The organism is Sphingobacterium endophyticum, from assembly GCF_009733535.1.
GTDB lineage: Bacteria > Bacteroidota > Bacteroidia > Sphingobacteriales > Sphingobacteriaceae > Sphingobacterium > Sphingobacterium endophyticum.
Genome location: NZ_ML771899.1, coordinates 574,027 through 597,340, shown reverse-complemented (window position 1 = coordinate 597,340; position 23,314 = coordinate 574,027). Strand labels below are relative to the sequence as shown.

Genomic DNA, 23,314 nt, shown 5'->3' with positions numbered 1-23,314 from the left:
GTAAGATCATGGAAAAACCATTTTTAAGATTAGTTGCAGAAGATATACAGACAAGATTCGGTAAAGACATTTCAGATCTTGCTATTGTATTCAATAACAAAAGACCTATAACTTATTTAAAGAAACACCTGGTGGATGTCTATGGCCAAGCAATTTGGTCGCCTCAGTTTTTCACTATCCAAGAATTTTTTGGTCAATCGACTAAAAGTTTGCAGACTACTCCACTCAGTCAATTCTTTTTTCTCTACGAAATCCATAATGAACTTTTAGCCCAAGAAGGAAAAGACCCCGAAACCTTAGAAGAGTTTTATCCTATTGCTGAAATCATATTAAGTGATTTTGGACAGTTAGACTATGATTTGGTCCCCATTGATCAGATCTATATGGAACTTTTTGATACAACGGAGATAGATATAACCTTTCAACATTTCACCGAGGAGCAGCAATCATTCATCAAACAATTTTGGAAATCTTTCAGTATGAAAGGCCACACTGCAGTACAACAGAGATTTCTTGCACTGTGGAAGCGCCTCCCAATACTTTACCATACATTTAAAGAAAAATTAAAAGCTGAAAACCAAACCAACTTTCCAACTATTTACAGGCAATTGGCAGAAGGGAAAGCTGAAAACCAAAACTTCATCCAAGGATATCAGAAGGTGCTATTTGTTGGATTCAATGCGCTTAATAATGCTGAAGCCAAACTGTTCAAACATTGGCAGGAAGAGGATAAAGCTCTATTCTATTTTGATGTAGATTCCCATTATTTAGATGATAAAATTCAGGAAGCCGGTTTATTCCTTCGGAAAAACATCTTTCGTACCGGATTGATTAACTCCCTTGCTGAAGCTCCTAATTTTATTGGAACTAGGACAACTGATGTTAAACTATTCCAGACCTTAGGGAAGAATAGTGAAACGAAATTATTACACGAAGTATTGAAAGATGGAGAACAAATTGATTTCAAGAAGGAAACAGCCGCAATACTTTTAGCTGATGAAAGTCTCTTGGTTCCTCTATTACAGAGTCTGCCTAAAATTGACATCAATATCACCACGGGTTATCCTTTAATTCAATCTCCTCTGTATGGTTTATTAGATTTATGGACTGAGGTACAACTTTTAATTTCACAGCAAAAGAAGAAAAACATTCCTTTCCAATTGCTCGAAACATTTTTAAGCCATCCATTAACGAAAGTAAGTAGAAGCCAAAAACAATCAATTCAAAAAGATTCTGCCGAAAAGCAATTATTTGAAATTCCAGTAGAAGATATCGACATTAGTACTTCTGTAATACCTTATTTTTTTAAAACATTAAACAGCTCTGAGGATCTTATTCCGGCAATGGTCCGAATTCTTGACGACCTTTTAAATAGTTTGGCTTTAGATGGAAGAACTAAGGTAATTGAATCCAATCTTCTTATTGAAACGAAAAAGGTTTTGAATCAATTACAGTTGGGATTTCAAAAATTGGGAAACCTAAGTATCCTTTTTCAGGTTGGATTAATCAAAAAAGCATTGTCACCAATCAATTCCGCAATTGAAGGAGATCAATTATATGGATTACAAATTATGGGACTTCTTGAAAGTCGATGTTTGAATTTTGACCGTATATATATCCTGGGTGCAAATGAAGGGATTTTACCAAAAACCTCGAGCTCAGCTACTTTTTTACCCAACAACTTAAGAAAGGCTTATGGATTGCCTATCCTTGAAAATCAAGATGCTCTTTCTGCTTATTTATTTTATAGACACTTTCAATACAGCACAGATATCAACCTCTTCTATAATGGTATTGTAGATGAAAATAGTACTGGAGAAGAAAGTAGATTTATCAAACAACTAAGTTTTGAAACTAAATTTAACTTCATTAAAAAGACACAGCAGCAAGCCTTATTATTCCCGGATCAACCTTCAGAATTAATCGTAGAAAAAAAAGGAGAAATTTGGAATAAGTTATATGGTTCCTATATTCAAAATAAAAAGGCTCTATCTGCATCAGCTTTTACAACGTATTTAATGTCTCCTTTGCAGTTTTTCTTAAAATATGTTGCCGAAATTAAAGAACCTCCTTCTATCTCTCAGGAGTTCGAAATGAATAAATTAGGTACAGTTATCCATGAATGTATGGAACAACTATTAACCCCATTTCTTCAAAAAAAGGACTTTGTCTCTACCCAAGAACTCGTTCACGCACTTGAAAAAGTCGATGAAACAGTTCTCCATGAAATAGCAAAACAATACCAAGCCACTTTTCAAAAGGTAGATGACTTGAACAGTTTGCAACATATAATGCATAAGATATCTTCTGAATATATTAAGATGTATTTGCAATATGATATCGATCAATATGAATCGATTCGGATTGTTGAATTAGAAAATGATCAGGACTATTTCTTAGACTTTGACATTGAAATTAATGGTAAACCTGAAAAAATAAAATTATATGGTATTATTGACCGTGTTGACGAAGTCATAACCAAATCAGGGCAACATAAATTAAGAATTGTTGATTATAAAACTGGGGCAGATCAGGTGGTCTTTGGCAACTTAGACAAAGTATTTGCTGAAAACACAGAAAACAAAGCACTTTTACAAACTTTATTCTATGCTTTTGTTTACGAACAGATCGTTGGGGTTAAAGGTTTAGAACCACACCTATATGTTGCCAGAAGGATGCGTGAAGACGGGACATTATTCAGAAACAGATCGGGAAGTTTGGTCTTCGAAGATTTAATCCTGGAAGACCAGAAAAAAGTCTTTATCGAATTCCTTCGTGAGAAATTGGAGGAATTGTTTAATACAGACATTCCTTTCAAACATAATCCTGATGCTGTCGTTTATCCATCAGACCCTTATACTTTATTCTATAAATATAGTATTACCGAAAAAGCAGAAGAAGAAGCATAAATTAAATCATTTCAACCTGAACTACCATATGTTAGAAGTAAATTTTAGGATAAAAGTATTTTATCACGTAGCTCGTGACTTAAGCTTTACGAAAGCCTCCAGAGAATTAAATGTAAGTCAACCTGCAGTTTCTAAGCATATCCAAGAATTAGAAAGTACTATTGGTCAAGCATTATTCTTAAGAAATGGAAGTAGAATATTATTAACTGAGGCTGGAAAAACCTTAATGGAGTCAGTAAGAGTAATTATTCAAGAATATGAACTGGCTGATTATAAATTAGGGTTACTTAACAATCAAATTCAAGGAAATTTAATTATTGGGGCGAGTACCACAATCGCTCAATATATTTTACCAAAAGTCATCGCTCAATTTTCTGAACAAAATCCTTTGGTCAAAATCAAATTATTTACTGGAAACACAGCACAAGTAGACCGATGGTTGTTCGAACGTAAAATAGGATTAGGATTTGTTGAAGGAATTGCAGAAGACCAATCGTTAAAATATAATAAAATATTAGATGACCAGTTAATTTGGGTGGCAAGTCAATCCCATCCATTATTTAATCAGACGCCTATATGTTTGGAAGAATTAGTAAAACAAGAATTTATTTTCAGGGAACCCGGCTCAGGAACCAATGACATTCTCTTTCAAAAGTTTAAGGAAAATGGAATAAATGCAAAAGACTTAATCAATCGAGTTCAGATGTCGAGCTCTGAATCCATCAAACAATATATTCGCTTCAGCAATAGCATCGGAATACTTTCTCGGTATGCAGTTCAAAATGATTTAGAGAATGGAACCTTAAAACAAATTGAGGTGGATGGATTTGAAATTGATCGTGAATTGTATTTAGTTCATCTACATGGCGAGCTCTCAGGATTACCGAAGCAGTTTATTAGATTTCTAAATCAAGCACTTATATCTTAGCATAACTTTAGGTTATAGCCCATAACATTTTACCGTTTTAGCAAGTCCAAAAGCAAGCTTATGTTTGCTATTATGGAAAACAATTTAAACCAATCTCAATTACTGATAAAGGAAGTAAATCAAATAGCCAAACAATCCAAAATTGTGGCTGGAATATTTATTTTCATTTTGATATTAGTTGTTTTACAAGCACTGGGAATTAATACGGACTTCTTAAAAAAGGAAAGCCAAGTTTCTAAAACAGAAACAAAGGCTGCATCAAATTCATTAAATCATATTGAAGAATTTAAAATCTCTCCATTCCCTGAGAATGAAGAGGGAAAGATGGCGGCCTATGGAGAGAAATTAATCAAGGAAACTTATAAATTTCTAGGGCCAAACAATAAAATAGGCGAAGTTTATTCTGGAAACAATCTTGCCTGTGCAAGTTGTCATTTAAATGCTGGAACCAAAGCCTATGCTGCTCCATATGTTGGATTAAGTGCTATATTTCCTGTTTTTAGTGGTCGAGAGGGAAAAGTTGCCACTTTGGAAGAAAGAATAAATGGATGTTTCGAGCGTAGCATGAATGGAAAGAAACTTCCAGTCGAAAGCAAGGAAATGGTTGCCATCATAAGTTATATCAAACATTTGAGTAAAGATGTTAAAGTAGGTGAACGAATCGAAGGCCAAGGCTTTGTAAAATTAGAAGCTCCTTCAAGGAAAGCTGATTTGCACAATGGAGAAACCGTATTCAAGACACAATGTGTGAGTTGTCACCAAGCAGACGGTTTGGGATTAGCTAAAAAACCAGGAAACTTGGAAGAAGGATACCTATATCCTCCTTTATGGGGCAATGATTCATTCAATGATGGCGCAGGAATGGGAAGAATGTTAACCGCAGCAAAATTTATCAAAGGAAATATGCCATTAGGAGCAACTGCTGATGCGCCCATCCTAACAGATGAAGAAGCCTATGATGTTTCGGCCTATATCAATTCTTTTGAAAGACCTACAAAAGCAAATAAAGAAAATGACTATCCTGATTTAAGTAAAAAACCAAAGGACAGTCCTTACCCTCCTTTCGCAGATAATAAATCTCAAGAACAACATAAATATGGACCTTTTAATTTTTAATAAATGAAAAACATTATTTTATTATGCAGTCTTCTCATGATGGGGACATTACTGAAAGCACAATCTACCGATCTACAAAGTAAGTTAACTCACAACGCTGAATTTACGGGTGCCGATACCCACAATAAACACTATAAAGCAATTTACCAACTGGACAGTAATAACCCCGATGTTATAAAAAAAGCTTTTCGAAACATTAAAAATGTCTTGAATGACCCGAGGTTAAAAGGAAAATTAGAAGTAGAATTAATTACTTTCTCAGGCGGAACCGAAGTTATGCTTAAAGATTCAGCCTATGCTGACGCCCTAAAAGAACTTATTGACAAAGGAGTAATTGTAGCTCAGTGCACAAATTCATTACAGGAAAGAAATTTAAAAAAAGAACAACTCTATGATTTCATTGGCTACGTGCCGAGTGGCAACGGTGAGTTGGTCATTCGCGCATCTGAAGGATGGGTCATTGTAAAACCTTAATCAAACTGGAAATTTAAATACGTATAGAATGAATTTGAAACGAATTATTGTTATTGCTGTTATTTTTATAATGAATAAATCCTTTGCACAAGATAAATTTCAATTTGATCCACCTTGGAATACTCCACCGGAATCCGCAGTTAATTTTACGGTTCCAGGAATCGATAATGTCCCGGATCTTTTTGGAGACATCGTAGATCCTCAGCTCGTTGTATTCTTTGCCGGAAATCAGTTTATGGTCATGGATGACTTAATTGCCGCCTTTAAAGCTCAACATCCAGCCTATCAAAGGATTTTTGTTGAAACTCTTCCTCCAGGAATATTAGCTAAACAGATTGAAGGCGGTTCAATAACTATCGGAAATATGAGGATTACGCATCTACCCGATGTTTATGCAGCAGGAAAAAACAGAATCGATAGTATGCAGCAGCACTTCTCCAGAACTGAAGTATATGCATATAATAAATTGGCCATCATGGTTCCAAAAGGAAATCCAAAAGCCGTAAAGTCCGTTCAAGATTTAGCGAAACCTAATGTTAAAATAGCAATGCCTAATCCTGCTTGGGAAGGTATAGGACGACAAATCGTTTCCGTTTATAAAAAATTAGGCGGCGAAGCATTGGAAAAAAAGATTATGCAAGAAAAGGTCGCTGATGGATCTACATATCTTACCAAAATACATCACAGGGAAAGCCCAATGAAAATTTTATATCAGGAGGTCGATGCCGCTCCTGTATGGTATTCTGAAGTAGTGTATCAATCCATTCTTAAGCACCCCGTAGAACTGGTAGAAATCCCTAAGGACGAAAACATCAGGGCGACATATATGATTGCAGAAATGAAAAATGCTCCAAGAGCTAAAGCAGCAAAGGATTTTGTTGATTTCATGAAATCAGATCAGGCTAAAGCGATCTACAAAAAATATGGCTTTGAAACACCATAACAATTTGTTTATTTAAAATAGAAAGGGTTCTAATCGTTTGACTAGAACCCTTCTTTATTAATACTTTTTATTAGGGCTTTTTATATTTCTTGATAGCCTTATTAGCTCTTTTCTTTGCGGTATTGATTTTATAATCCAACCACTTTTCTTGAAATATTTTACGCATGGTATCATCGAAATGACGGGTCACAAATAAATTTCTTGCCCCCTTTAGTTTCTCACTTAATGAATTAGCCAATGCACGGACAGAAATAGAATATCCTTCTGTTTCATATTGAATATAGTGCCACCAGCCGGCTGGCATATATAATGTTTCACCCGGATTGATCACTGCCTCATATCCATCTAAGAACTCTAAACCAGGATAATCATTAACACTGCTTTTCTTCAAATTTGCAATGCTGTGAAAGTTATATGGCAATTTATACATCAAATCAGACTGGTTATTCGGAAACAACCAAATACGCTTTGCCCCTTGGAACTGAGAAATAAAGACATGCGACATATCAATATCGAAGTGATTGCGTGTTGCAGATCCTTCCCCTCCAAAAAACATATAGGGCAACCATTGCAATACCTTTCCACCAGTAACATCATTAAAGACAACGTCCTTCTTAAGTTCTGGTCTAAGCTTCATCAGGTTGAACAAAAATAATCGCAGTTCAGTAGGGCCTTTACGGATTAAATCCAAATACTCAGCAAAGGTCATACGACCAACAGGAGGACTCGCAGCGTGATTCTGAGACTCCTCTTCTCTACCATAAACATCTATTTGCTCATTACCCGCTATTTCCTTGAAATAGTCATAACTCCATTTGGTCCAACAAGGACTATCTTTACTGATAAAATCCTTTATAATAACAGGCTGACTTTTATTAAGATAGTCCCTAATAAAGTCTTTAGGAGCTATTCCAGAGATACTATTAACAGGTTGTAATTTCACAATCTTCCCATTTTTGTGTTAATGCAAACATAAAAAAAATATTCCTACAATAAATATACCCAAGATAACTCTCCTGTAGATTTACTTCGATTTTTTACCAAATTATTGATTTAATATTTATTAAAAAATGATAAATATCAAATTTAAATGAAATATCCTAGGGCTGAACCATAATTAAAAAGCCGCAACAAAATTTAATCTTTTGATACGGCCTCTATATCTTAAAATAAATTGCTTATTTATTTACGTGCTTAATATATTGCTCAATTGCCATAGTCATACTTGGTGCAACTGGAGTAGGTGCTGGAATATCTAAAATTAATCCATGTTCCAACAATGCCTGTTGTGTGGTAGCTCCAAATGCAGCAATACGTGTGTTATTTTGAATGAAATCAGGAAAGTTCTCATACAAGGATTGAACACTTGAAGGACTGAAGAAAACTATAATATCGTAAAAAACATCTTTTAGATCCTTGATATCCGAAATCACTGTTTTAAACAATACTGCTGGCGTAAAATCGTAACCATTTTCTTGCAACCATCTTTGTGTCTCCTCATTAGCCATGTCTGAACATGGAAATAAGAACTTCTCTTTGTTGTGTTTCTTCAAAACATCTTCTAAATCTTTAGCCGTTTGCTTTCCAAAGAAAATCTTACGCTTGCGATATTGAATATATTTCTGAAGATAAAGAGCAATGGTTTCTGAGATACAGAAATATTTTAGCTCAGCTGAAACGTCAAAACGCATCTCTTCACATACCCTAAAAAAATGGTCAACCGCATTTTTACTGGTAAAGATCACTGCAGAATAATCTGCAAAATTAATCTTCTCTTTTCTGACATCCTTTGCAGAAACTCCCTCTACATGAATAAAACCTCTGAAATCTAATTTTAAATTATACTTCTCAGCTAGTGTGAAATAAGGAGATTTATCGTTTTCCGGCTTTGGTAAAGTAACTAATATGCTCTTTACTTTTTTGGATCTTTCTACATCAATCTGCATATACTCTTTCTTAATTGCTTAGTGACCTAACTAATATCAAAATTGGTGCTAATTCGAGACTGCAAAGATAAAGAATTAAATAAAAAATAGAAAATTTGAAATGATCAAACAAGTGAATTGCAGTTCTTAAGAACCTGTAAGAGAACAAAATTATTACTAAACAGATGTAAATAATCGAAATCGATTTGAAATAATTGGATGGAATAAAGACCACTGCCAAAAGAAATGGCATCAAGAAAAACATGCTATTAAAATACACCAAGTAAAGAATTGCAATATATTCCCTTACTATTTTTTCTAATTGGAAGACGAAGGAAACAAAACGGATAATCAAAATTTTAGCAATAAATAACATCGCTACAAATCCTGAATTTTTTAAAAAATTTTCAAACGTAAGATAATTTTTGTCGCCAAAACTTGACATGATCACAACAACAAATAGACCTAATGACAAACTGAAAACAGCATATAAAAAGATATATGGCCATGAAGTCGCTAGATTATCCTCCTTACTTACCTGAAGCAATAATCGCTCTTTATAATAGGCATCAACAATAATCTTTAATTCCACAGGAAATACAATCCGAAGAACTCCTAATACAAGAAAAAGCAAAAAAACAACTAATAAAACCCAGGCAGGCCGGTAATTCTTTCCAATCCCGATATGGACAGTAGATTCCTTGTTGTTTAAATGATGCGATTCTAATCCATATAAAAGATCATGACTTCCTTTATTTACCGTAGAATCTAATCCCATTTTCAAATAATTTATTCCTTTATCCGGGAAAAGAATTATTTGACTATTTTTAAGAGCATTGTCCAACGAATCAAAAACAGCTAGTCTAGCTAATGAATCCTTTTTTGCTAATGAATCAGCAACCAAGGTTGAATCAACTACTAAACCTTGGCCAATGACTTTAGGAGCATAAAGTATGCTGCTAAATATTAAAAATAGGATAAGATTAAATGCTTTTAAGTGTTTCATGAAAGCCGTAAAGTTAGAACAAAATAATTGCTTTATAAATTGAAAAAATGAGTAAAAAAGAAATTGTAAGATGTGGTTGGTGTGGTATGGATGAATTATACCAATCCTACCACGATAAGGAATGGGGAAAACCTGTAACAGACGATAAGGTATTGTTCGAATTTTTAATATTGGAATCTGCACAGGCCGGATTAAGTTGGATTACTATCCTAAGAAAAAGAGAAGGTTATAAAAAGGCTTTTTCAAATTTCGATTATAAAAAAATCGCTAAATATACGGAGAAGGATGTGGAAAGATTGCTCCAAGACCCTGGAATCATTCGTAATCGACTCAAAATAAATAGCACCATCAATAACGCCAATGCATTTATGGAAATCCAAAAGCAATTTGGCAGTTTTTATAATTATCTTTATAGTTTCTTACCCGAAAATAAACCCATTATCAATCAATTGGAGGATCTTAAAAATGCTCCGGCAAAAACCGAACTTTCTGACATGATCGCCAAAGATTTAAAAAAAAGAGGAATTAAATTTTTTGGTTCAACAACCTGTTATGCTTACATGCAGGCAATTGGAATGGTAAACGACCATTTGACAACCTGCAGCTTTAGGTAAATTACGTTCTTGGAATATTTTTATAGATATTTTGTAGGTTACGGCATTGCCCGTTATAGTCCAAACCGTAACCTACTACAAATTCTTTCTCAATTTCAAAACCTACATACATGATGTTATCAAATGAATACAACAGACATTCAGGTTTTAATAATAACGTCGCTACCGAAATACTGGCAACTCCTAATCTTTCCAATGCCTCAATCGTATGAACTAAGGATCTACCTGAATCTACCACATCCTCAACAATGACAACATGCCTCCCCTCCAGAGACATCCCCACACCAATTAATTCATGAATATCTCCCTGGTCCGTTCCAGAATATGAAGCCAGTTTAACGAACGACATCTCACAAGGAATATGAACTTGTTTCATCAAATCCGCCATAAACATAAAACATCCATTCAATACGCCCACAAAAACTGGATGCTTATCTTCATATTTCAAATTGATATCGATCCCTATCAAACGGATTCTCTTTTGAATCTGCTCGTAATCAATCATCAACTCAAATTCCAGATCGTCGATAAAAATATTCTTCATGTGTTAATTGTTTTCTTCGGTGCTCCCCTTGCCAAATAATTTTTCCAATAAGGTTTTACGTATCTTTTCTTCTTTATCGATTTCATCAACCATATCTTTGATATCATCATGATTCATCATGGAATCAGGAATTCCTTTTGGACGTGGAGGTCTTAAATTTGGCTGTAACTGTACCTGATAAAATCCATAATTGGCAGGAACTTCCTCCCCTTCCAATTGATTCATTTTAGTCATTATATATCCATAGGTATTAAAATGTTTCATTACCCATGGCTTCAATTGTCCGGTATAGTCAAATGAAGACAAACCGGTCTTAGGTCTTGGGATGATGCTGGATAGATATAAACTTTCACCAATCTTAAGTTCCGAAGGTGTTTTGCCAAAATAATACTTAGATGCTTCTGAAATACCATATACATTCTTTCCCCACTCGATTATATTGAGGTAAATTTCCAATAGTCGATCTTTGGTCACTTGTTTAGATTGCTCCATTAACCATACTAATAGAATCTCCTCGAACTTTCGCATCATCGTCTTATTCCGATTCAAATAGAGGTTCTTAATCAATTGCATGGAGATGGTACTCGCTCCTCTTTTAAACTTCTTTTCCTTGATATTAGTAACAATCGATAGTTGAAAAGCCTCCAATTCAAAGCCATTATGTTTGTAAAAAAATGGATCTTCAGTATTCAATACGGTCTTCCTTAAAATCGGAGCAATTTGACCAAGAGGAGTAAAATTAGGGTTGGTTGCATCCAGTTTAATATCACGCATTTTTACAGTATCCTCGTAAGCTTCATATACAAAAGGTCCAATCAGCTCAGCAATATTTGCCTTTCCCCATTTCTTCACCTTTAATCCTTGATCGTCGATTTTTGAGGCAAAGCTCAATTGTTCCGGTTCGTCAATATCAACCTTAAAATCCATATCATACTGAATATCTCCTTCTACTTCAATACCGTCTAAATTCTCAAAAAGTCCAACTGGCAAGGCGTCAAAGAAATTCTGAGCCTTAAACTTCCCGGTATGAACTGCCATTTCCAATATCTTTTTCGGTTTACGGCTGAACTTTAGTTTCGGCTCAAATACAAAATCCTTTACTGAAACTTTCGTCCCTTGAATAAGTTCAATCGTATTTTCTGAAATTAAAAATCCTCCATCCGCAGAGCCATCCGGCAGAACAATCGTTTCTTCCGAAAGCCTATGGTGTTTAACCCGCATGTTTTTGGAACTTATCCCTCCTTTGACCTCTAAATTTTTCTTTCCTTTCCTGGAAACTTGATCTAGGTGAAAACTTAGCTCATCAAAACTCACCTTTAAACCCAATCTCCTTCCTATAAATGGTATCTGCGCATCTTTGTTTTCCGAAGTAATCGTCACATTGGCAGTCTGACGGCTAGGATTAATATTCCCTTTAAAATTCCACTTTGCCTCCTGTTCATTCAAGAAAACATCAATATCATAATCACCGTCATCTATTCTTCCTTCTGGAATCTTCACCACTTGTGTAGCTGCAGAATCTTGATAGGATAGGCTGACGTTTTCTAAACTTAAATTATTGGGAACGGCTTGAAATGCTCTTTTTAAAAGATTATCTACTCTTTCCGCTAATGTTCGATTATTTGAATTCTCCTTGGAGCTGTCTTGATCTGCCTTTTTACGGAATAGAAAATCATAATTGGAAGTGCTGTCATGCTTGACTAGGGTAATATTCGCATTTTTTAAGTTCAAATCCTTCAACTGAACGTTTCCTGAGAGCAATGGGAATAGTTTTACTGAAACTTGAAACTCATCAATTGCCGCTAACTGCTCGGCAGAATCAGGATACAACTTTACTTTTTGAAATTCAACCGTCGTTAACCCTGCAAACTCATATTTATCGACTTCAAAATTTAACTGGTAATCATCCTTAAGCTTTTTCTGTACTTTAATAACCGCCTTATTTAGCATATCACCCCTAACTGACATCGCCCATATAAAACCAATCAGCAGAACTCCTAGAAAACTCGCTAAAGTTATAATGAACCACTTCTTCTTGAAAAATTCAGGGATTTTAATGTTTTTAAAGTCTAACATATATTAACGTCTATACCGTAGAATATGGTAAAAATATGCAAAAATCATTAAAAACATCATTATGACAAGATATTGGGCTTCTTTCTTTAATTTTGTTAAATTAATTTGATTTCATGATTACAAAAGAACAGATTCTACATGCATTAGGCCATGTTGAGGAACCAGATCTGAAAAAAGATTTGGTAACACTCAACATGATTGAAAACATTCAGATATTACCAAATAAAATAAAATTTGATGTGGTATTAACCACTCCTGCATGTCCTTTAAAAGGACATATCGAACATGCATGCCGAAATGCTATTGCTCTATTCGTTTCCAAGGAAATCGATGTGGAAATCAATATGACTGCTAGAGTGCGCGCTGTTGAAAACAATCAACTCAAAAACATCAAGAACATTATCCTGGTTTCATCTGGCAAAGGTGGCGTCGGAAAATCAACCGTTGCAGCAAACCTTGCCCTAGCATTAGCTAACTCCGGTGCTAAAACAGGATTGCTTGACGCCGATATCTATGGCCCATCTGTTCCTTTGATGTTCGGTGTTGAAGATGCAAAACCACAGTCTACACAGACTCCTGATGGAAAGAATAAAATAGTTCCGGTAGAAAAGTTTGGACTTAAATTACTTTCAATTGGTTTTTTTACAGATCCTAATCAACCAATTCCGTGGAGAGGACCAATGGCTACTTCTGCCATCAAACAATTATTTGGTGATACAGATTGGGGGGAATTAGATTATTTGATCGTAGATATGCCTCCGGGAACTGGAGATATACACATCACTACCGCTCAAAGCTATCCTATTTCAGGTGCAGTGATCGTAACAACACCTCAGCAGGTTGCATTAGCAGATGCTATAAAAGGCATGGCCATGTACCAAATGGAAGGTGTCAAGGTACCTATTGTGGGGGTAATTGAAAACATGTCCTATTTCACCCCTGCCGAATTACCTGAAAACAAATATTACATTTTTGGAAAAGATGGTGGCAAAAGATTAGCTGAAGACAATCATGTTCCATTCTTGGGGGAAATCCCATTGGTGAAATCAGTAGCCGATGCAGGAGATAATGGTTTCCCTATAGCATTAGACCAGGAGGAACCAGTAGCAAAATCATTTAGTGAAATTGCTGGTAGAGTAGCTCAGGAATTAAGTATTCTGGCTGCAAGAGCTTAATACTACTTAAATAGAATAAAAATGGGAGCCATTATGATAGCTCCCATTTTTATTTGTATTAATATAACCCGGATTATTCGGCAACATTAAAGCATTTGTATTAATTGCAACTTGTGGAATAGGAAATAACTAATTCTTTGTTCTTTTCTTTCCGTCTAAAAATACTTGAGACATAGTTTTTGATGGATTAGACTCTGATGGTGTTCTTCTCATATCCGTCCACCTTAGGTTTTCGAATGTGAATTCCACCAGAATTATTTCTTTATTTTTTAAATTTGCGGTTTCCTTTAGTCACAATCATTACATTTTCTACTAAAATTTCTAAAGAAACAATCGCTTCAGAATTTGGGCGAAATACCTTCACCGGCAGAACTTGGGTTTTCGAATTGTTAGTTGGCAAAACAACCCCATCACAACAATAAAGTGGTTTATTACCAGCATTTATGGAAGTCCGACCTCTAAATTTGAACTTCGGCAGCATTTCCCTGTAAAGCTTATAGAATGATAGGCAGAAATGTCTTTAAATTACCGCTCTCCTATTGACGATACCGAGTTCGTCAAATTCTTCCGAAAAACATTTCCATAACCTACAGCAATCACTTCATCCAGCCCCATCTCATCCGAAATCATTTAAAAATCTACTTGTGTACCATTACCTATTTTAATTCCCTGGCCCGAGTAACCAAGTAAAGTAAAACTCAATACATCATCTTTACTAGCTTGAATTGAATAATTTTGCGAAACCCCTCTTTGAGTTCCAAACTTGTTCCGACGAATATAACGGATGCACCCGGCAAGGATGTTTCATTATCCTTAGAAATCAACCTCCCCGTAACACCCTGAATTTGTGACGTATCCTCACGCAAACAAACACATCAAAAAGTATGAATACATATTTTTTCATAAAGTATTTGTTTATTTAAAAGAGAATTTTCTTAATAAAATTGATAGTTATTTTGTGTTTTGTTTATACAAAAAAAGTTACAATCGCTTTTTGAAAAATGGTTATTTATCTTTACTGTAAAAATTATACTTTAATATTTAACACTATACCAATACAATAAAAAAATCAATTTTATCTAGATTTTTGAGATGGGTGAAGGGAATCTGGAAAAGTGTTAGGTCAATAAAGATTCGATAGAATAGAGGCAAGGGAATTTCAAAATGCAGCTTGATAAAAAGCAAAGCACTTAAATACCTGAACTTTATGTCATCTGAAACAAAAAAGCCGAGTAAATAAATTTACCCGGCCTTCTTTATACATCCTTCACCTTATTTAAAAGGCGAAGGATTTAATCGTTGGTTATCTTAATAACCTTCGTTTTGTACTAATTTTGGATTTCTTTGAACATCATTCAATGGTAAAGGGAATACTAACAATCCGTTTCCAAATTTGTATTCTGGAACAACACTATGAGCTGGAAGATTTCTTCCAGTACGTAGGAATTCGAATAATCCTTGTCCTTCAAATGCCAATTCAATTCTTCTCTCATTCAAAATAGCTGCAACTAACTCAGCTTTGGTAGCTGGAGCGATCGTAGAAGCTTTTGATCTTGAACGAACCTGATTAACTAAAGCAACTGCATTTGCATCAACACCTGAAGCGATATTTGCCAACGCTTCAGCTTTGATTAACAAAATTTCCGAATAACGCATGATTGGCGCCCAGTCAGAAACTCTTGTATACTTAGCAGTCCAGAATGCACCATTTGCTTCTTTAACTAATTCTGTACGTCTTAAATCTGTAACGCTCATTAAAGCTACATATTTAGGGTCGATTTGAATATCCGCTCTTTGTGTTGGAGCATAGTGTTGCCCTAAAGCATGGTTGGTATTGGGGTTATCTCCACCATTGTGTGCAACAGAGAAAATATTCTCAGGAGTGATGTAGGTATCAAAACCTTCCGCTGGAGAAGCATTCAATTGGAATACTTTTAACGCTTCAACTTTATTAGCATACTCTAATGCTTTAGCATAATCTTTCTTATACAAGTTGATTCTTGCTAATAAACCATATGCCGCACCTTTGGTAGCACGAGCAACCGAACTTAAAGTTGGTGTCGCTGAAGATGCTGGCAAGTCTACAACTGCTTCTTCAAGATCTTTGATCATTTGATCATACACCTCTTTAACAGTATTTCTTGGAATTTGGTTCTCTGGAGAGAACGGAGCATCGCTTGAAGTCAATACCAATGGAACTCCTAAATGAGTAGCTCCTGCTGTAAATCCATAAGGTTGAGCCCAAAGGTTAACCAAATAGAAATATGATAATGATCTAATGAATTTCGCTTCAGCAATAAATTGCTTTTCTTTCTCAGCCGAAACCACACCAGAATTTGCCGTTATATTCTTAACAAATAAGTTAGACTCATTGATAGTTCTGTAAGCAGCGGTCCATGCTAATCCTACTGTACCGTTACTGGAATTTAATGAAGTAAAACTTGGAATATCACCAAAATATGTTGGGTTACCACAATCGATCCCCCTAATGTCTGCATAAATTAATGCACGTCCACCTAAGTATTCAGGATTTTGCAATGCATCGTACATACCTACTGCTGCTTTTTCAACACGGCTAGGATCTGAAAAGATATCTGATGGTGATAAGCTTGAGTAAGGCTCTTCAAAAATTTGATTTTCACATGATACAAACGTCGCTGATGCAACCAAGATACATGCAAAATATTTCTTAATGTTTTTCATCTTATTCTTATTGTAATGAAATGTTTAAACCAAGTGTGTAAGTTCTAGGCTGAGGAACTGATCTATTATCAACACCAATAGCGATGTTGGTATTATTTCTGTTCAAACTAACCTCTGGGTCCTGACCTGAGTAACCAGTGATAACAAATGCATTGTAAACTTGACCATATAATCTCAAGTTACTGATACCCCATCTCGAAAGATCTTTGAATGTGTATCCTAAGCTAATAGTACGCATACGTAAGAAATCACCTTTTTCCAAGAATCGAGTCGATGTTTGGTTTGCAGCTGTCTCAGTCATATACAATTTAGGAACATCAGTTTGTTGTCCTGGTGCAGTCCATCTGTCTAAGATCTCAGAACCATTGTTTACGAAATAATTCGAAAGCAATGAAGCTCTTGTTGAGTTATATATACTGAACCCTCCTGTGTAAACTAATGAGAATCCGAAATCAATATTTTTGTAAGTGAAGTTGTTATCTAAAGCACCGTAGTATTTAGGCAAGCCTGATTCATCTAAATATTGAGCATCAGAACCACCAACACCAGACTGAACCGCAGATGTTACATCGTCAGCATCTGTGTAAGTCCATGATTTATCTGCTTGGTTGTATGTTTTGTAGCCACCATCAGCAGTATACCACATTGGATCACCTGTTTGGCTATCAACACCTTTCCACTTAATTAATTTGTAAGTACCTAATCTTCTACCTACGCTTGCAACAGAAGCTCCGTCAACCATATCTGCACCTTCTGTGACCAAAGAAGTTACTTCGTTATTAACTGTAGTGAAGTTTAATGAAGTAGTCCAAGTGAAGTCCTCACGAGTCATCGTGTTAGCATTCACTGTAAACTCAATACCGCTGTTTTTCATTGAACCAATATTGGTTTCAATTGAACCACCCGGTACACCTACTGTCGAAGGAGGAGTTGCATTCAAGATCAATCCTGAAATATCATTATTATAGTAATCAACTACGAAGTTTAAACGATTGTTTAAAATATTGAAGTCAACACCTACGTCTAATTTTTTAGAAGTTTCCCATTGTAGGTCAGCATTTCCCATTTGAGTAGCTGAGAAACCATTCAATGTTGTATATGCTCCACCTCCGTATAATGTACGAGCTGCATAAGCAGATACCCCACGTGAGTTACCTACTTTACCATAACTACCTCTAACTTTTAAGTAATCTAGCCATTCAACATCTTTTAAGAAGTCTTCGTTTGAAGCAACCCATCCTAATGATACTGAAGGGAAACTACCCCATCTTGAGTTCAAACCGAATCCTGAAAATGCATCCGAACGGAAAGCAACTTCAGCTAAATATTTGTCGTTGAATACATATCCTACACGTCCAAAGTATGATTGAAGACCTGTTGAGAATAATGTACCGCCTGACCATAACATCACTTCAGATGTTCCTGGTACCGCACCAGTGTAAGTACCGTCAATTAAATCAGTAAAGAACGTATCACTGAAGTCATTTCCACCAGCATATACTTGTCTTTCTTTCGTGAATTGCGACTCCATACCTAAGGTAGCTGAAATACGGTGAACACCGAATGATCTGTCGTAGTTCGCGTAGTTTTGCCATACCCATTGATTACGGTAACGGATGTTGTCCTGAACCATACCGTTGTATGACATACCTAAACCACCAATTAGTGGATGAGCATATTGGTGCTCATAGTTATTTAAGTAATCAATACCATATTTTGATGAAATCTTCAATCCTTGGATTGGGTTAATCTCAGCATAAACATTACCTAATAATTGCTCAGGAGTGTTTTGATTTAATTGTAATGCCGAAGCAGCGTAAGGATGCGCAATGTTACCTCCTACCAAGTTAGTGCCATTTACTACTCGTGTGTTGTTACCGTAAGTTAAATAACCATTCGATCCCAAGTTATACCCTGTTGAGTTAGCAGGATTTGAGAAGGCCATAGTTGGGAACGCTTGTAAAGCTGATACAGTCACACCATTTACATAACGGTCTGTTAAGACACCATTATTTTGTGTTTTTGAATAGGAAAGTGACATCCCTGTTTTCAACCATTTAACTGGATTGATATCTGTGTTCAAACGAACTTGACCAGTTTTTAAAGAGTTGTTCTCAAGAATACCTTTTTGATCTAAGTAACGAACCGATCCAAAGTAATTAGCTTTTTCTTGACCACCTGAAATAGACACTGAGTTATCATAACCAATACCATTTCTGTAAACCTCATCTAACCAGTTTGTTCTGTCATCAATACCATCACCATCAACATCTGATTCTCTAGCGATTTCTGTTACACCGCCAAAATACTTGGAAGCATTCGAAATTTTCTCGTTACTGATCGCCATAAAATCTTCTGCACCTAACATATCTAACATTTTTGCTGGACGGCTAAATGTAGTTTTTGAATCAAATGCGATATTCGTAGTTCCTTTTTTACCACGTTTTGTGTTAATCAAGATAACACCATTTGCAGCGCGAGAACCATATAGAACTGCAGCACTTGCATCTTTCAATACCTCAATAGATTCAATATCATTACTGTTGATCATCGCCAATGGGTTGAAACGTGTACCGTTTCCTGAATTGAAAACGTTTGTGTTTTCAACTGTATTCATCGGAACACCATCAATAATGTATAAAGGCAATGAACTTGATGAAATCGAGTTGATACCACGGATACGAACTGAAACCCCGTCTCCTAATGTACCACCTGATGAACCAACTTGAACACCTGCCATTTTACCTGAAAGCGCTTGATCAAAACTTAAACTAGGTTCTTTAGCTAGTTTATCTCCAGAAACTCTACTTTGAGATCCTGTTAAGTCTTTAATTAAACGAACACCGTAACCTGTAACAACAACTTCTTCTAAAGAAGTCTCATCAGATTCTAATTGTACGTTTAAGGTTGTGTTGTTTCCAACACTAACTCTTTTTGAAGCATAACCAACAAAAGAGAAATTTAATGTAGCATTGCCATTAACAGAGATACTGTAATTCCCTGAAGCATCAGTTTGTGTCGCTGAACTAGCTCCCACAACTAACACTGACACACCACTAAGTGGAGTCCCATCAGCAACCGAAGTTACTTTTCCACTCACTTGACGTTCTTGTGCTGACGCTGCCCCGATTAGACAGGTTAACACAAAAATTAAGCTGAGTAATTTGTGTTTCATAAATTTTGCTATTAATTAAAAGTTTTAAAACAGAGTCTGTTAAATTTTGTTAAACAGGTGACAAATATAGACTTTGCTTAAATATTTCACAAATAAATTCAGTGGGACTGAAATTTTTATCAAATAAGTAATAAATAAGTTGATTTTATAACTAATTTGTTATCAATTTTAAAATATTGTTGGAAAGTGCAGGTTTCAGATATAAAATTGTCCATTTCTGATAATTAATTGATCAAAATTTATCCATCATAAAACAGCTAAAAACCTTATTTAATGACACTTAACCTATAATTTTGTAATTTTTCAATTTATTCAACACAATTTTTAATTTTTGATTTTACTTGAGTTTACAGAAATAATTACTTGCTAAACCACTATTATTGATCACAATACATTTGCAAAATATTAAATATGCATGCATAGCATTTTCAAAACTTTCATGAAAACCATATACTTTAATCAAAATATAATTTCGAAAAATTATTAGAAAGTTCATTAATAAATATATTTTACTTGAATCTGTCTACTAATCGAAAGGTTGAGTAAAAACGACAATTGTAAAATAAACGTTACAACACATTACGAATTGCCAATTTGCATTAAAAACATATGTTTGAACACAAAAAAATAGATAATTCACAGAATTACAAAAATTATCATTTAAAGAAATTTTCAATAGACAAATAGTTGAATTGCGAACCTTTTATTTATTAGTGTATTTTATTGGTGTTTTCTTAAAATAAAACCCATTTCTTTAACAATACTCACACTTCAACCTTTATTTTATAAATCCTTTATAAGAATCACTTACCTTTGCATATGCGATTTGATATAATAACGGTTCTCCCAAAATTATTGGACAGCCCATTTGCACACTCCATTCTACAGCGCGCTCAAAACAAAGGGCTCTGTGAAATCCACGTTCACAACCTTAGAGATTATGCCGTGAATAAACAAAAATCAGTTGATGATTATCCCTATGGCGGTGGATCTGGAATGGTCATGCAAATCGCACCTTTCGCTGCTTGTATTGATCAATTAATTTCTGAAAGAAATTACGATGAGATAATTTACATGACCCCGGATGGCGAAACCCTAAATCAGGAAATCGCTAATGGATTAAGCTCAGGTGAAAATTTCATTATTCTCTGTGGACATTACAAAGGCATTGATCAAAGAATTAGGGATATTTATGTAACCAGAGAAATTTCAATCGGAGATTATGTATTATCAGGAGGCGAATTGCCTGCTGCTATTTTAGTTGACGCAATTGTCAGGGTGATCCCTGGGGTTCTTTCTGACGAAACCTCTGCCCTCTCTGATTCATTTCAGGACGGACTCCTTGATGCACCTATTTACACTAGACCTGTCGATTGGAATGGTCATAAAGTTCCCGATATTTTACTGAGTGGACATGAAGCAAAAATAACCGCTTGGCGTCACGAACAACAACTTATTAGAACAAAACAACGAAGACCTGATTTGCTAAACGACTAATAATCCAGCCAAATCTTTGCTTTTTTCACAAATAAAGTTTGAATATTCAATTTTTCTTTTAATTTTGTCATGCAATGACGACTGTAACTCAATATACTAACCGTTGGTGGCTTCTGACTAAATAAGTCGGGAGGGTGGTATATTTTAGATAAGATTTTTCATAATCAACCAAAACCACTGAATGGTAGCCCGACGAAATTCGTCGGGCTTTTTTTATTTTTAAAAACTATTATTAAAATATATGAATTACAAATTCAAAACTAACCATAAAAAGATTCTCGCGGATACAACCACGCCCGTGAGCATTTACTTAAGGCTTCGTGATACTTTCCCAAATAGCTTATTGCTCGAAAGTTCCGAATATAATAGCCGTGACAACAATATCAGCTATATCTGTTGTCAACCAATCGCAAGCATCATCCTCGAAAATGATGAACTTAAGATTTCCCTTCCCCATGAAAATACAGTCATCAAAAATGCAGATGAAATTAATTTAAGAGAAGAGGTGTCAAACTTTAGAAAGTCTTTCTCTGCTGATCTAATCCCAGAGGTGAATGTGATTACTCATGGGTTATTTGGTTATTTCACATTCGGCGCAGTAGAATACTTCGAAGACATCAAGCTTACCTCTAAAATTGATCAAAGAAAAGATATCCCAACTCTTCAATATCATATATATAAATATGTCATTGCGATCGATCACTTCCGAAACCAACTGCATGTATTTGAAAACCTCTTGGACAATGAAGAAACAGATCTGGAAAGACTTCAATTCCTAATTCAGAACAAAAATTTCCCGGAATATTCTTTTCAAGTTAAAGGCGAAGAGAAATCAAATATGAGCGATGAAGATTTCAGAGCTCTAGTCAATAAGATGAAAGAACATATCCAACGTGGTGATGTATTCCAAATCGTTCCCTCCAGAGCTTTTGAAACACCTTTTTCTGGAGATGAATTCAACGTTTATCGCGCTTTAAGATCTATTAACCCTTCTCCTTACTTGTTTTATTTTGATTATGGTGATTTTAAACTATTTGGTTCTTCTCCTGAAGCTCAATTGACTATTAAAAATGATGTCGCTACCATTTATCCCATTGCAGGTACGTTTAAACGCACTGGTAACATGGAGCAAGACGAAAAAATTGCTGAAGAGCTTAAGAATGACCCTAAAGAAAGTGCCGAACATGTTATGCTTGTAGATTTGGCGAGAAATGACCTAAGCAGACATTGTCATAATGTGCAGGTAAAATCCTATAAAGAAGCTCAATATTATTCACATGTAATCCACCTTGTTTCCAAGGTCAGCGGAATATTAAATCCCAACACCAATCCATTTGATGTGGTTGGAGACACTTATCCGGCCGGTACGTTATCCGGAGCTCCTAAGCATATGGCAATTACCCTCATCGATCGTTATGAAAATCAGCATCGTTCTTTTTATTCTGGTGCAATTGGGTTTATGGGCTTCAATGGTGATTTCAACCATGCCATCATGATTCGTTCCTTTATGAGCAAACAAAATTATCTCCATTATCAAGCTGGTGCTGGAATCGTTTTAGATTCTGACCCGGAAAAAGAACTACAAGAAGTAAATAATAAAATTTCAGCTCTTCGCAGAGCTTTAGAATTAGCGGAAATAATATAATGAGCAAGCCAATATTAGTAATCGACAATTACGATTCATTCACCTATAACCTTGTGCACCTTCTGCAAGAACTCAATTTGAGTTACGAAGTTGTAAGAAACGATAAATTTGATATCGATGAGGTAGAGAAATATGACAAAATTCTATTATCTCCTGGACCTGGAATACCAGAAGAAGCAGGATTATTGTTGGATGTAATTAGAAAATACGCAGCAACTAAAAGTATATTAGGCATCTGTCTGGGTCAGCAGGCAATCGCAGAGGTATTTGGAGCTAAACTTTACAATATGCCTAAACCATTACATGGGGTAGCGACTAGCATAGAAATTACCGACAACAACGAAACTCTATTCGCTAATTTCCCTGAAGATTCAAAAATTGGAAGGTATCACTCATGGGCGGTAGATCCCAATACATTAACTACCGAATTAAAAGTAACTGCTGTAGACCCAAATGGAGTAATTATGGCATTGTCGCACACAAAATATGATGTTAAAGGAATGCAGTTCCACCCGGAATCAATCCTTACCGACAATGGAAAAACTTTAATTGCCAATTGGATTAATGGAAACAATTAATGCTTA

At 35.3% G+C, this 23,314-nt stretch carries 17 protein-coding genes; 10 read left to right on the top strand and 7 right to left on the bottom strand.

Annotated features, from left to right (window positions below):
- The first annotated feature begins 8 nt into the window (after positions 1 to 8).
- From E0Y80_RS02600 to E0Y80_RS02580, 5 genes are all read left to right on the top strand, one after another.
- On the top strand, positions 9 to 2,909 hold the full coding sequence (locus tag E0Y80_RS02600) for a PD-(D/E)XK nuclease family protein (protein WP_156305842.1): 2,901 nt from the start codon (positions 9 to 11) through the stop codon (positions 2,907 to 2,909).
- A 28-nt stretch (positions 2,910 to 2,937) separates the two neighbouring features.
- Positions 2,938 to 3,837 carry a LysR family transcriptional regulator gene (locus E0Y80_RS02595; protein WP_197091461.1) on the top strand — a complete coding sequence of 300 codons (900 nt, stop codon included), beginning with the start codon at positions 2,938 to 2,940 and terminating at the stop codon, positions 3,835 to 3,837.
- A gap of 72 nt (positions 3,838 to 3,909) precedes the next feature.
- Positions 3,910 to 4,953: a c-type cytochrome gene (locus tag E0Y80_RS02590; RefSeq protein ID WP_156305840.1), complete on the top strand. Its 1,044-nt coding sequence runs from the start codon at positions 3,910 to 3,912 to the stop codon at positions 4,951 to 4,953.
- A gap of 36 nt (positions 4,954 to 4,989) precedes the next feature.
- Positions 4,990 to 5,427: a DsrE family protein gene (locus E0Y80_RS02585; RefSeq protein WP_231595892.1), complete on the top strand. Its 438-nt coding sequence runs from the start codon at positions 4,990 to 4,992 to the stop codon at positions 5,425 to 5,427.
- A gap of 28 nt (positions 5,428 to 5,455) precedes the next feature.
- A complete protein-coding gene (locus tag E0Y80_RS02580; protein WP_156305838.1) occupies positions 5,456 to 6,370 on the top strand; it encodes a molybdate ABC transporter substrate-binding protein in 915 nt (304 codons plus the stop codon).
- A 70-nt stretch (positions 6,371 to 6,440) separates the two neighbouring features.
- Here the strand turns inward: E0Y80_RS02580 and E0Y80_RS02575 are convergent, their stop codons facing one another.
- The 3 genes from E0Y80_RS02575 to E0Y80_RS02565 form a co-directional block, all read right to left on the bottom strand.
- Positions 6,441 to 7,313, bottom strand: a complete 873-nt coding sequence (locus E0Y80_RS02575) for a cupin-like domain-containing protein (RefSeq protein ID WP_156305837.1) — start codon at positions 7,311 to 7,313, stop codon at positions 6,441 to 6,443.
- Between the two features lie 235 nt (positions 7,314 to 7,548).
- A complete protein-coding gene (locus E0Y80_RS02570) occupies positions 7,549 to 8,316 on the bottom strand; it encodes a uroporphyrinogen-III synthase (RefSeq protein WP_156305836.1) in 768 nt (255 codons plus the stop codon).
- 10 nt (positions 8,317 to 8,326) lie between these two features.
- Positions 8,327 to 9,301, bottom strand: coding sequence for a DUF4271 domain-containing protein (locus E0Y80_RS02565; protein ID WP_156305835.1), 975 nt, complete (start codon positions 9,299 to 9,301; stop codon positions 8,327 to 8,329).
- 47 nt (positions 9,302 to 9,348) lie between these two features.
- On the opposite strand from E0Y80_RS02565, the gene E0Y80_RS02560 reads away from it, so the two are divergent.
- On the top strand, positions 9,349 to 9,915 hold the full coding sequence (locus E0Y80_RS02560; protein ID WP_156305834.1) for a DNA-3-methyladenine glycosylase I: 567 nt from the start codon (positions 9,349 to 9,351) through the stop codon (positions 9,913 to 9,915).
- A gap of 1 nt (position 9,916) precedes the next feature.
- On the opposite strand, the gene E0Y80_RS02555 is transcribed toward E0Y80_RS02560, so the two are convergent.
- Both E0Y80_RS02555 and E0Y80_RS02550 read right to left on the bottom strand, forming a co-directional pair.
- Positions 9,917 to 10,459, bottom strand: a complete 543-nt coding sequence (locus tag E0Y80_RS02555) for a phosphoribosyltransferase (protein ID WP_156305833.1) — start codon at positions 10,457 to 10,459, stop codon at positions 9,917 to 9,919.
- A gap of 3 nt (positions 10,460 to 10,462) precedes the next feature.
- Positions 10,463 to 12,535: a transglycosylase domain-containing protein gene (locus E0Y80_RS02550; RefSeq protein WP_156305832.1), complete on the bottom strand. Its 2,073-nt coding sequence runs from the start codon at positions 12,533 to 12,535 to the stop codon at positions 10,463 to 10,465.
- Positions 12,536 to 12,648: 113 nt separating this feature from the next.
- On the opposite strand from E0Y80_RS02550, the gene E0Y80_RS02545 reads away from it, so the two are divergent.
- Complete coding sequence (locus E0Y80_RS02545) at positions 12,649 to 13,710, top strand: Mrp/NBP35 family ATP-binding protein (RefSeq protein WP_156305831.1); 1,062 nt, start codon at positions 12,649 to 12,651, stop codon at positions 13,708 to 13,710.
- A 1,308-nt stretch (positions 13,711 to 15,018) separates the two neighbouring features.
- Here the strand turns inward: E0Y80_RS02545 and E0Y80_RS02540 are convergent.
- Both E0Y80_RS02540 and E0Y80_RS02535 read right to left on the bottom strand, forming a co-directional pair.
- Positions 15,019 to 16,413, bottom strand: coding sequence for a RagB/SusD family nutrient uptake outer membrane protein (locus tag E0Y80_RS02540; protein ID WP_156305830.1), 1,395 nt, complete (start codon positions 16,411 to 16,413; stop codon positions 15,019 to 15,021).
- A 7-nt stretch (positions 16,414 to 16,420) separates the two neighbouring features.
- On the bottom strand, positions 16,421 to 19,588 hold the full coding sequence (locus E0Y80_RS02535; protein ID WP_156305829.1) for a SusC/RagA family TonB-linked outer membrane protein: 3,168 nt from the start codon (positions 19,586 to 19,588) through the stop codon (positions 16,421 to 16,423).
- An 819-nt stretch (positions 19,589 to 20,407) separates the two neighbouring features.
- Here E0Y80_RS02535 and trmD point away from each other — a divergent pair.
- The 3 genes from trmD (at position 20,408) to E0Y80_RS02520 (ending at position 23,308) form a co-directional block, all read left to right on the top strand.
- On the top strand, positions 20,408 to 21,085 hold the full coding sequence (gene trmD, locus E0Y80_RS02530; RefSeq protein WP_156305828.1) for a tRNA (guanosine(37)-N1)-methyltransferase TrmD: 678 nt from the start codon (positions 20,408 to 20,410) through the stop codon (positions 21,083 to 21,085).
- A 241-nt stretch (positions 21,086 to 21,326) separates the two neighbouring features.
- On the top strand, positions 21,327 to 22,730 hold the full coding sequence (locus E0Y80_RS02525; protein WP_156305827.1) for an anthranilate synthase component I family protein: 1,404 nt from the start codon (positions 21,327 to 21,329) through the stop codon (positions 22,728 to 22,730).
- On the top strand, positions 22,730 to 23,308 hold the full coding sequence (locus tag E0Y80_RS02520; RefSeq protein ID WP_156305826.1) for an anthranilate synthase component II: 579 nt from the start codon (positions 22,730 to 22,732) through the stop codon (positions 23,306 to 23,308). The genes E0Y80_RS02525 and E0Y80_RS02520 overlap by 1 nt, the downstream gene beginning before the upstream one ends.
- Positions 23,309 to 23,314 lie beyond the last annotated feature (6 nt).

Excerpts from the sequence above, each read along its gene's own strand:
- E0Y80_RS02600 (WP_156305842.1), top strand. The coding sequence starts at position 9 with ATGGAAAAACCATTTTTAAGATTAGTTGCAGAAGATATACAGACAAGA.
- E0Y80_RS02540 (WP_156305830.1), bottom strand. The coding sequence starts at position 16,413 with ATGAAAAACATTAAGAAATATTTTGCATGTATCTTGGTTGCATCAGCG.
- E0Y80_RS02560 (WP_156305834.1), top strand. The coding sequence starts at position 9,349 with ATGAGTAAAAAAGAAATTGTAAGATGTGGTTGGTGTGGTATGGATGAA.
- E0Y80_RS02555 (WP_156305833.1), bottom strand. The coding sequence starts at position 10,459 with ATGAAGAATATTTTTATCGACGATCTGGAATTTGAGTTGATGATTGAT.
- trmD (WP_156305828.1), top strand. The coding sequence starts at position 20,408 with ATGCGATTTGATATAATAACGGTTCTCCCAAAATTATTGGACAGCCCA.
- E0Y80_RS02545 (WP_156305831.1), top strand. The coding sequence starts at position 12,649 with ATGATTACAAAAGAACAGATTCTACATGCATTAGGCCATGTTGAGGAA.
- E0Y80_RS02525 (WP_156305827.1), top strand. The coding sequence starts at position 21,327 with ATGAATTACAAATTCAAAACTAACCATAAAAAGATTCTCGCGGATACA.
- E0Y80_RS02565 (WP_156305835.1), bottom strand. The coding sequence starts at position 9,301 with ATGAAACACTTAAAAGCATTTAATCTTATCCTATTTTTAATATTTAGC.
- E0Y80_RS02550 (WP_156305832.1), bottom strand. The coding sequence starts at position 12,535 with ATGTTAGACTTTAAAAACATTAAAATCCCTGAATTTTTCAAGAAGAAG.
- E0Y80_RS02535 (WP_156305829.1), bottom strand. The coding sequence starts at position 19,588 with ATGAAACACAAATTACTCAGCTTAATTTTTGTGTTAACCTGTCTAATC.
- E0Y80_RS02595 (WP_197091461.1), top strand. The coding sequence starts at position 2,938 with ATGTTAGAAGTAAATTTTAGGATAAAAGTATTTTATCACGTAGCTCGT.
- E0Y80_RS02520 (WP_156305826.1), top strand. The coding sequence starts at position 22,730 with ATGAGCAAGCCAATATTAGTAATCGACAATTACGATTCATTCACCTAT.
- E0Y80_RS02585 (WP_231595892.1), top strand. The coding sequence starts at position 4,990 with ATGATGGGGACATTACTGAAAGCACAATCTACCGATCTACAAAGTAAG.
- E0Y80_RS02570 (WP_156305836.1), bottom strand. The coding sequence starts at position 8,316 with ATGCAGATTGATGTAGAAAGATCCAAAAAAGTAAAGAGCATATTAGTT.
- E0Y80_RS02590 (WP_156305840.1), top strand. The coding sequence starts at position 3,910 with ATGGAAAACAATTTAAACCAATCTCAATTACTGATAAAGGAAGTAAAT.
- E0Y80_RS02580 (WP_156305838.1), top strand. The coding sequence starts at position 5,456 with ATGAATTTGAAACGAATTATTGTTATTGCTGTTATTTTTATAATGAAT.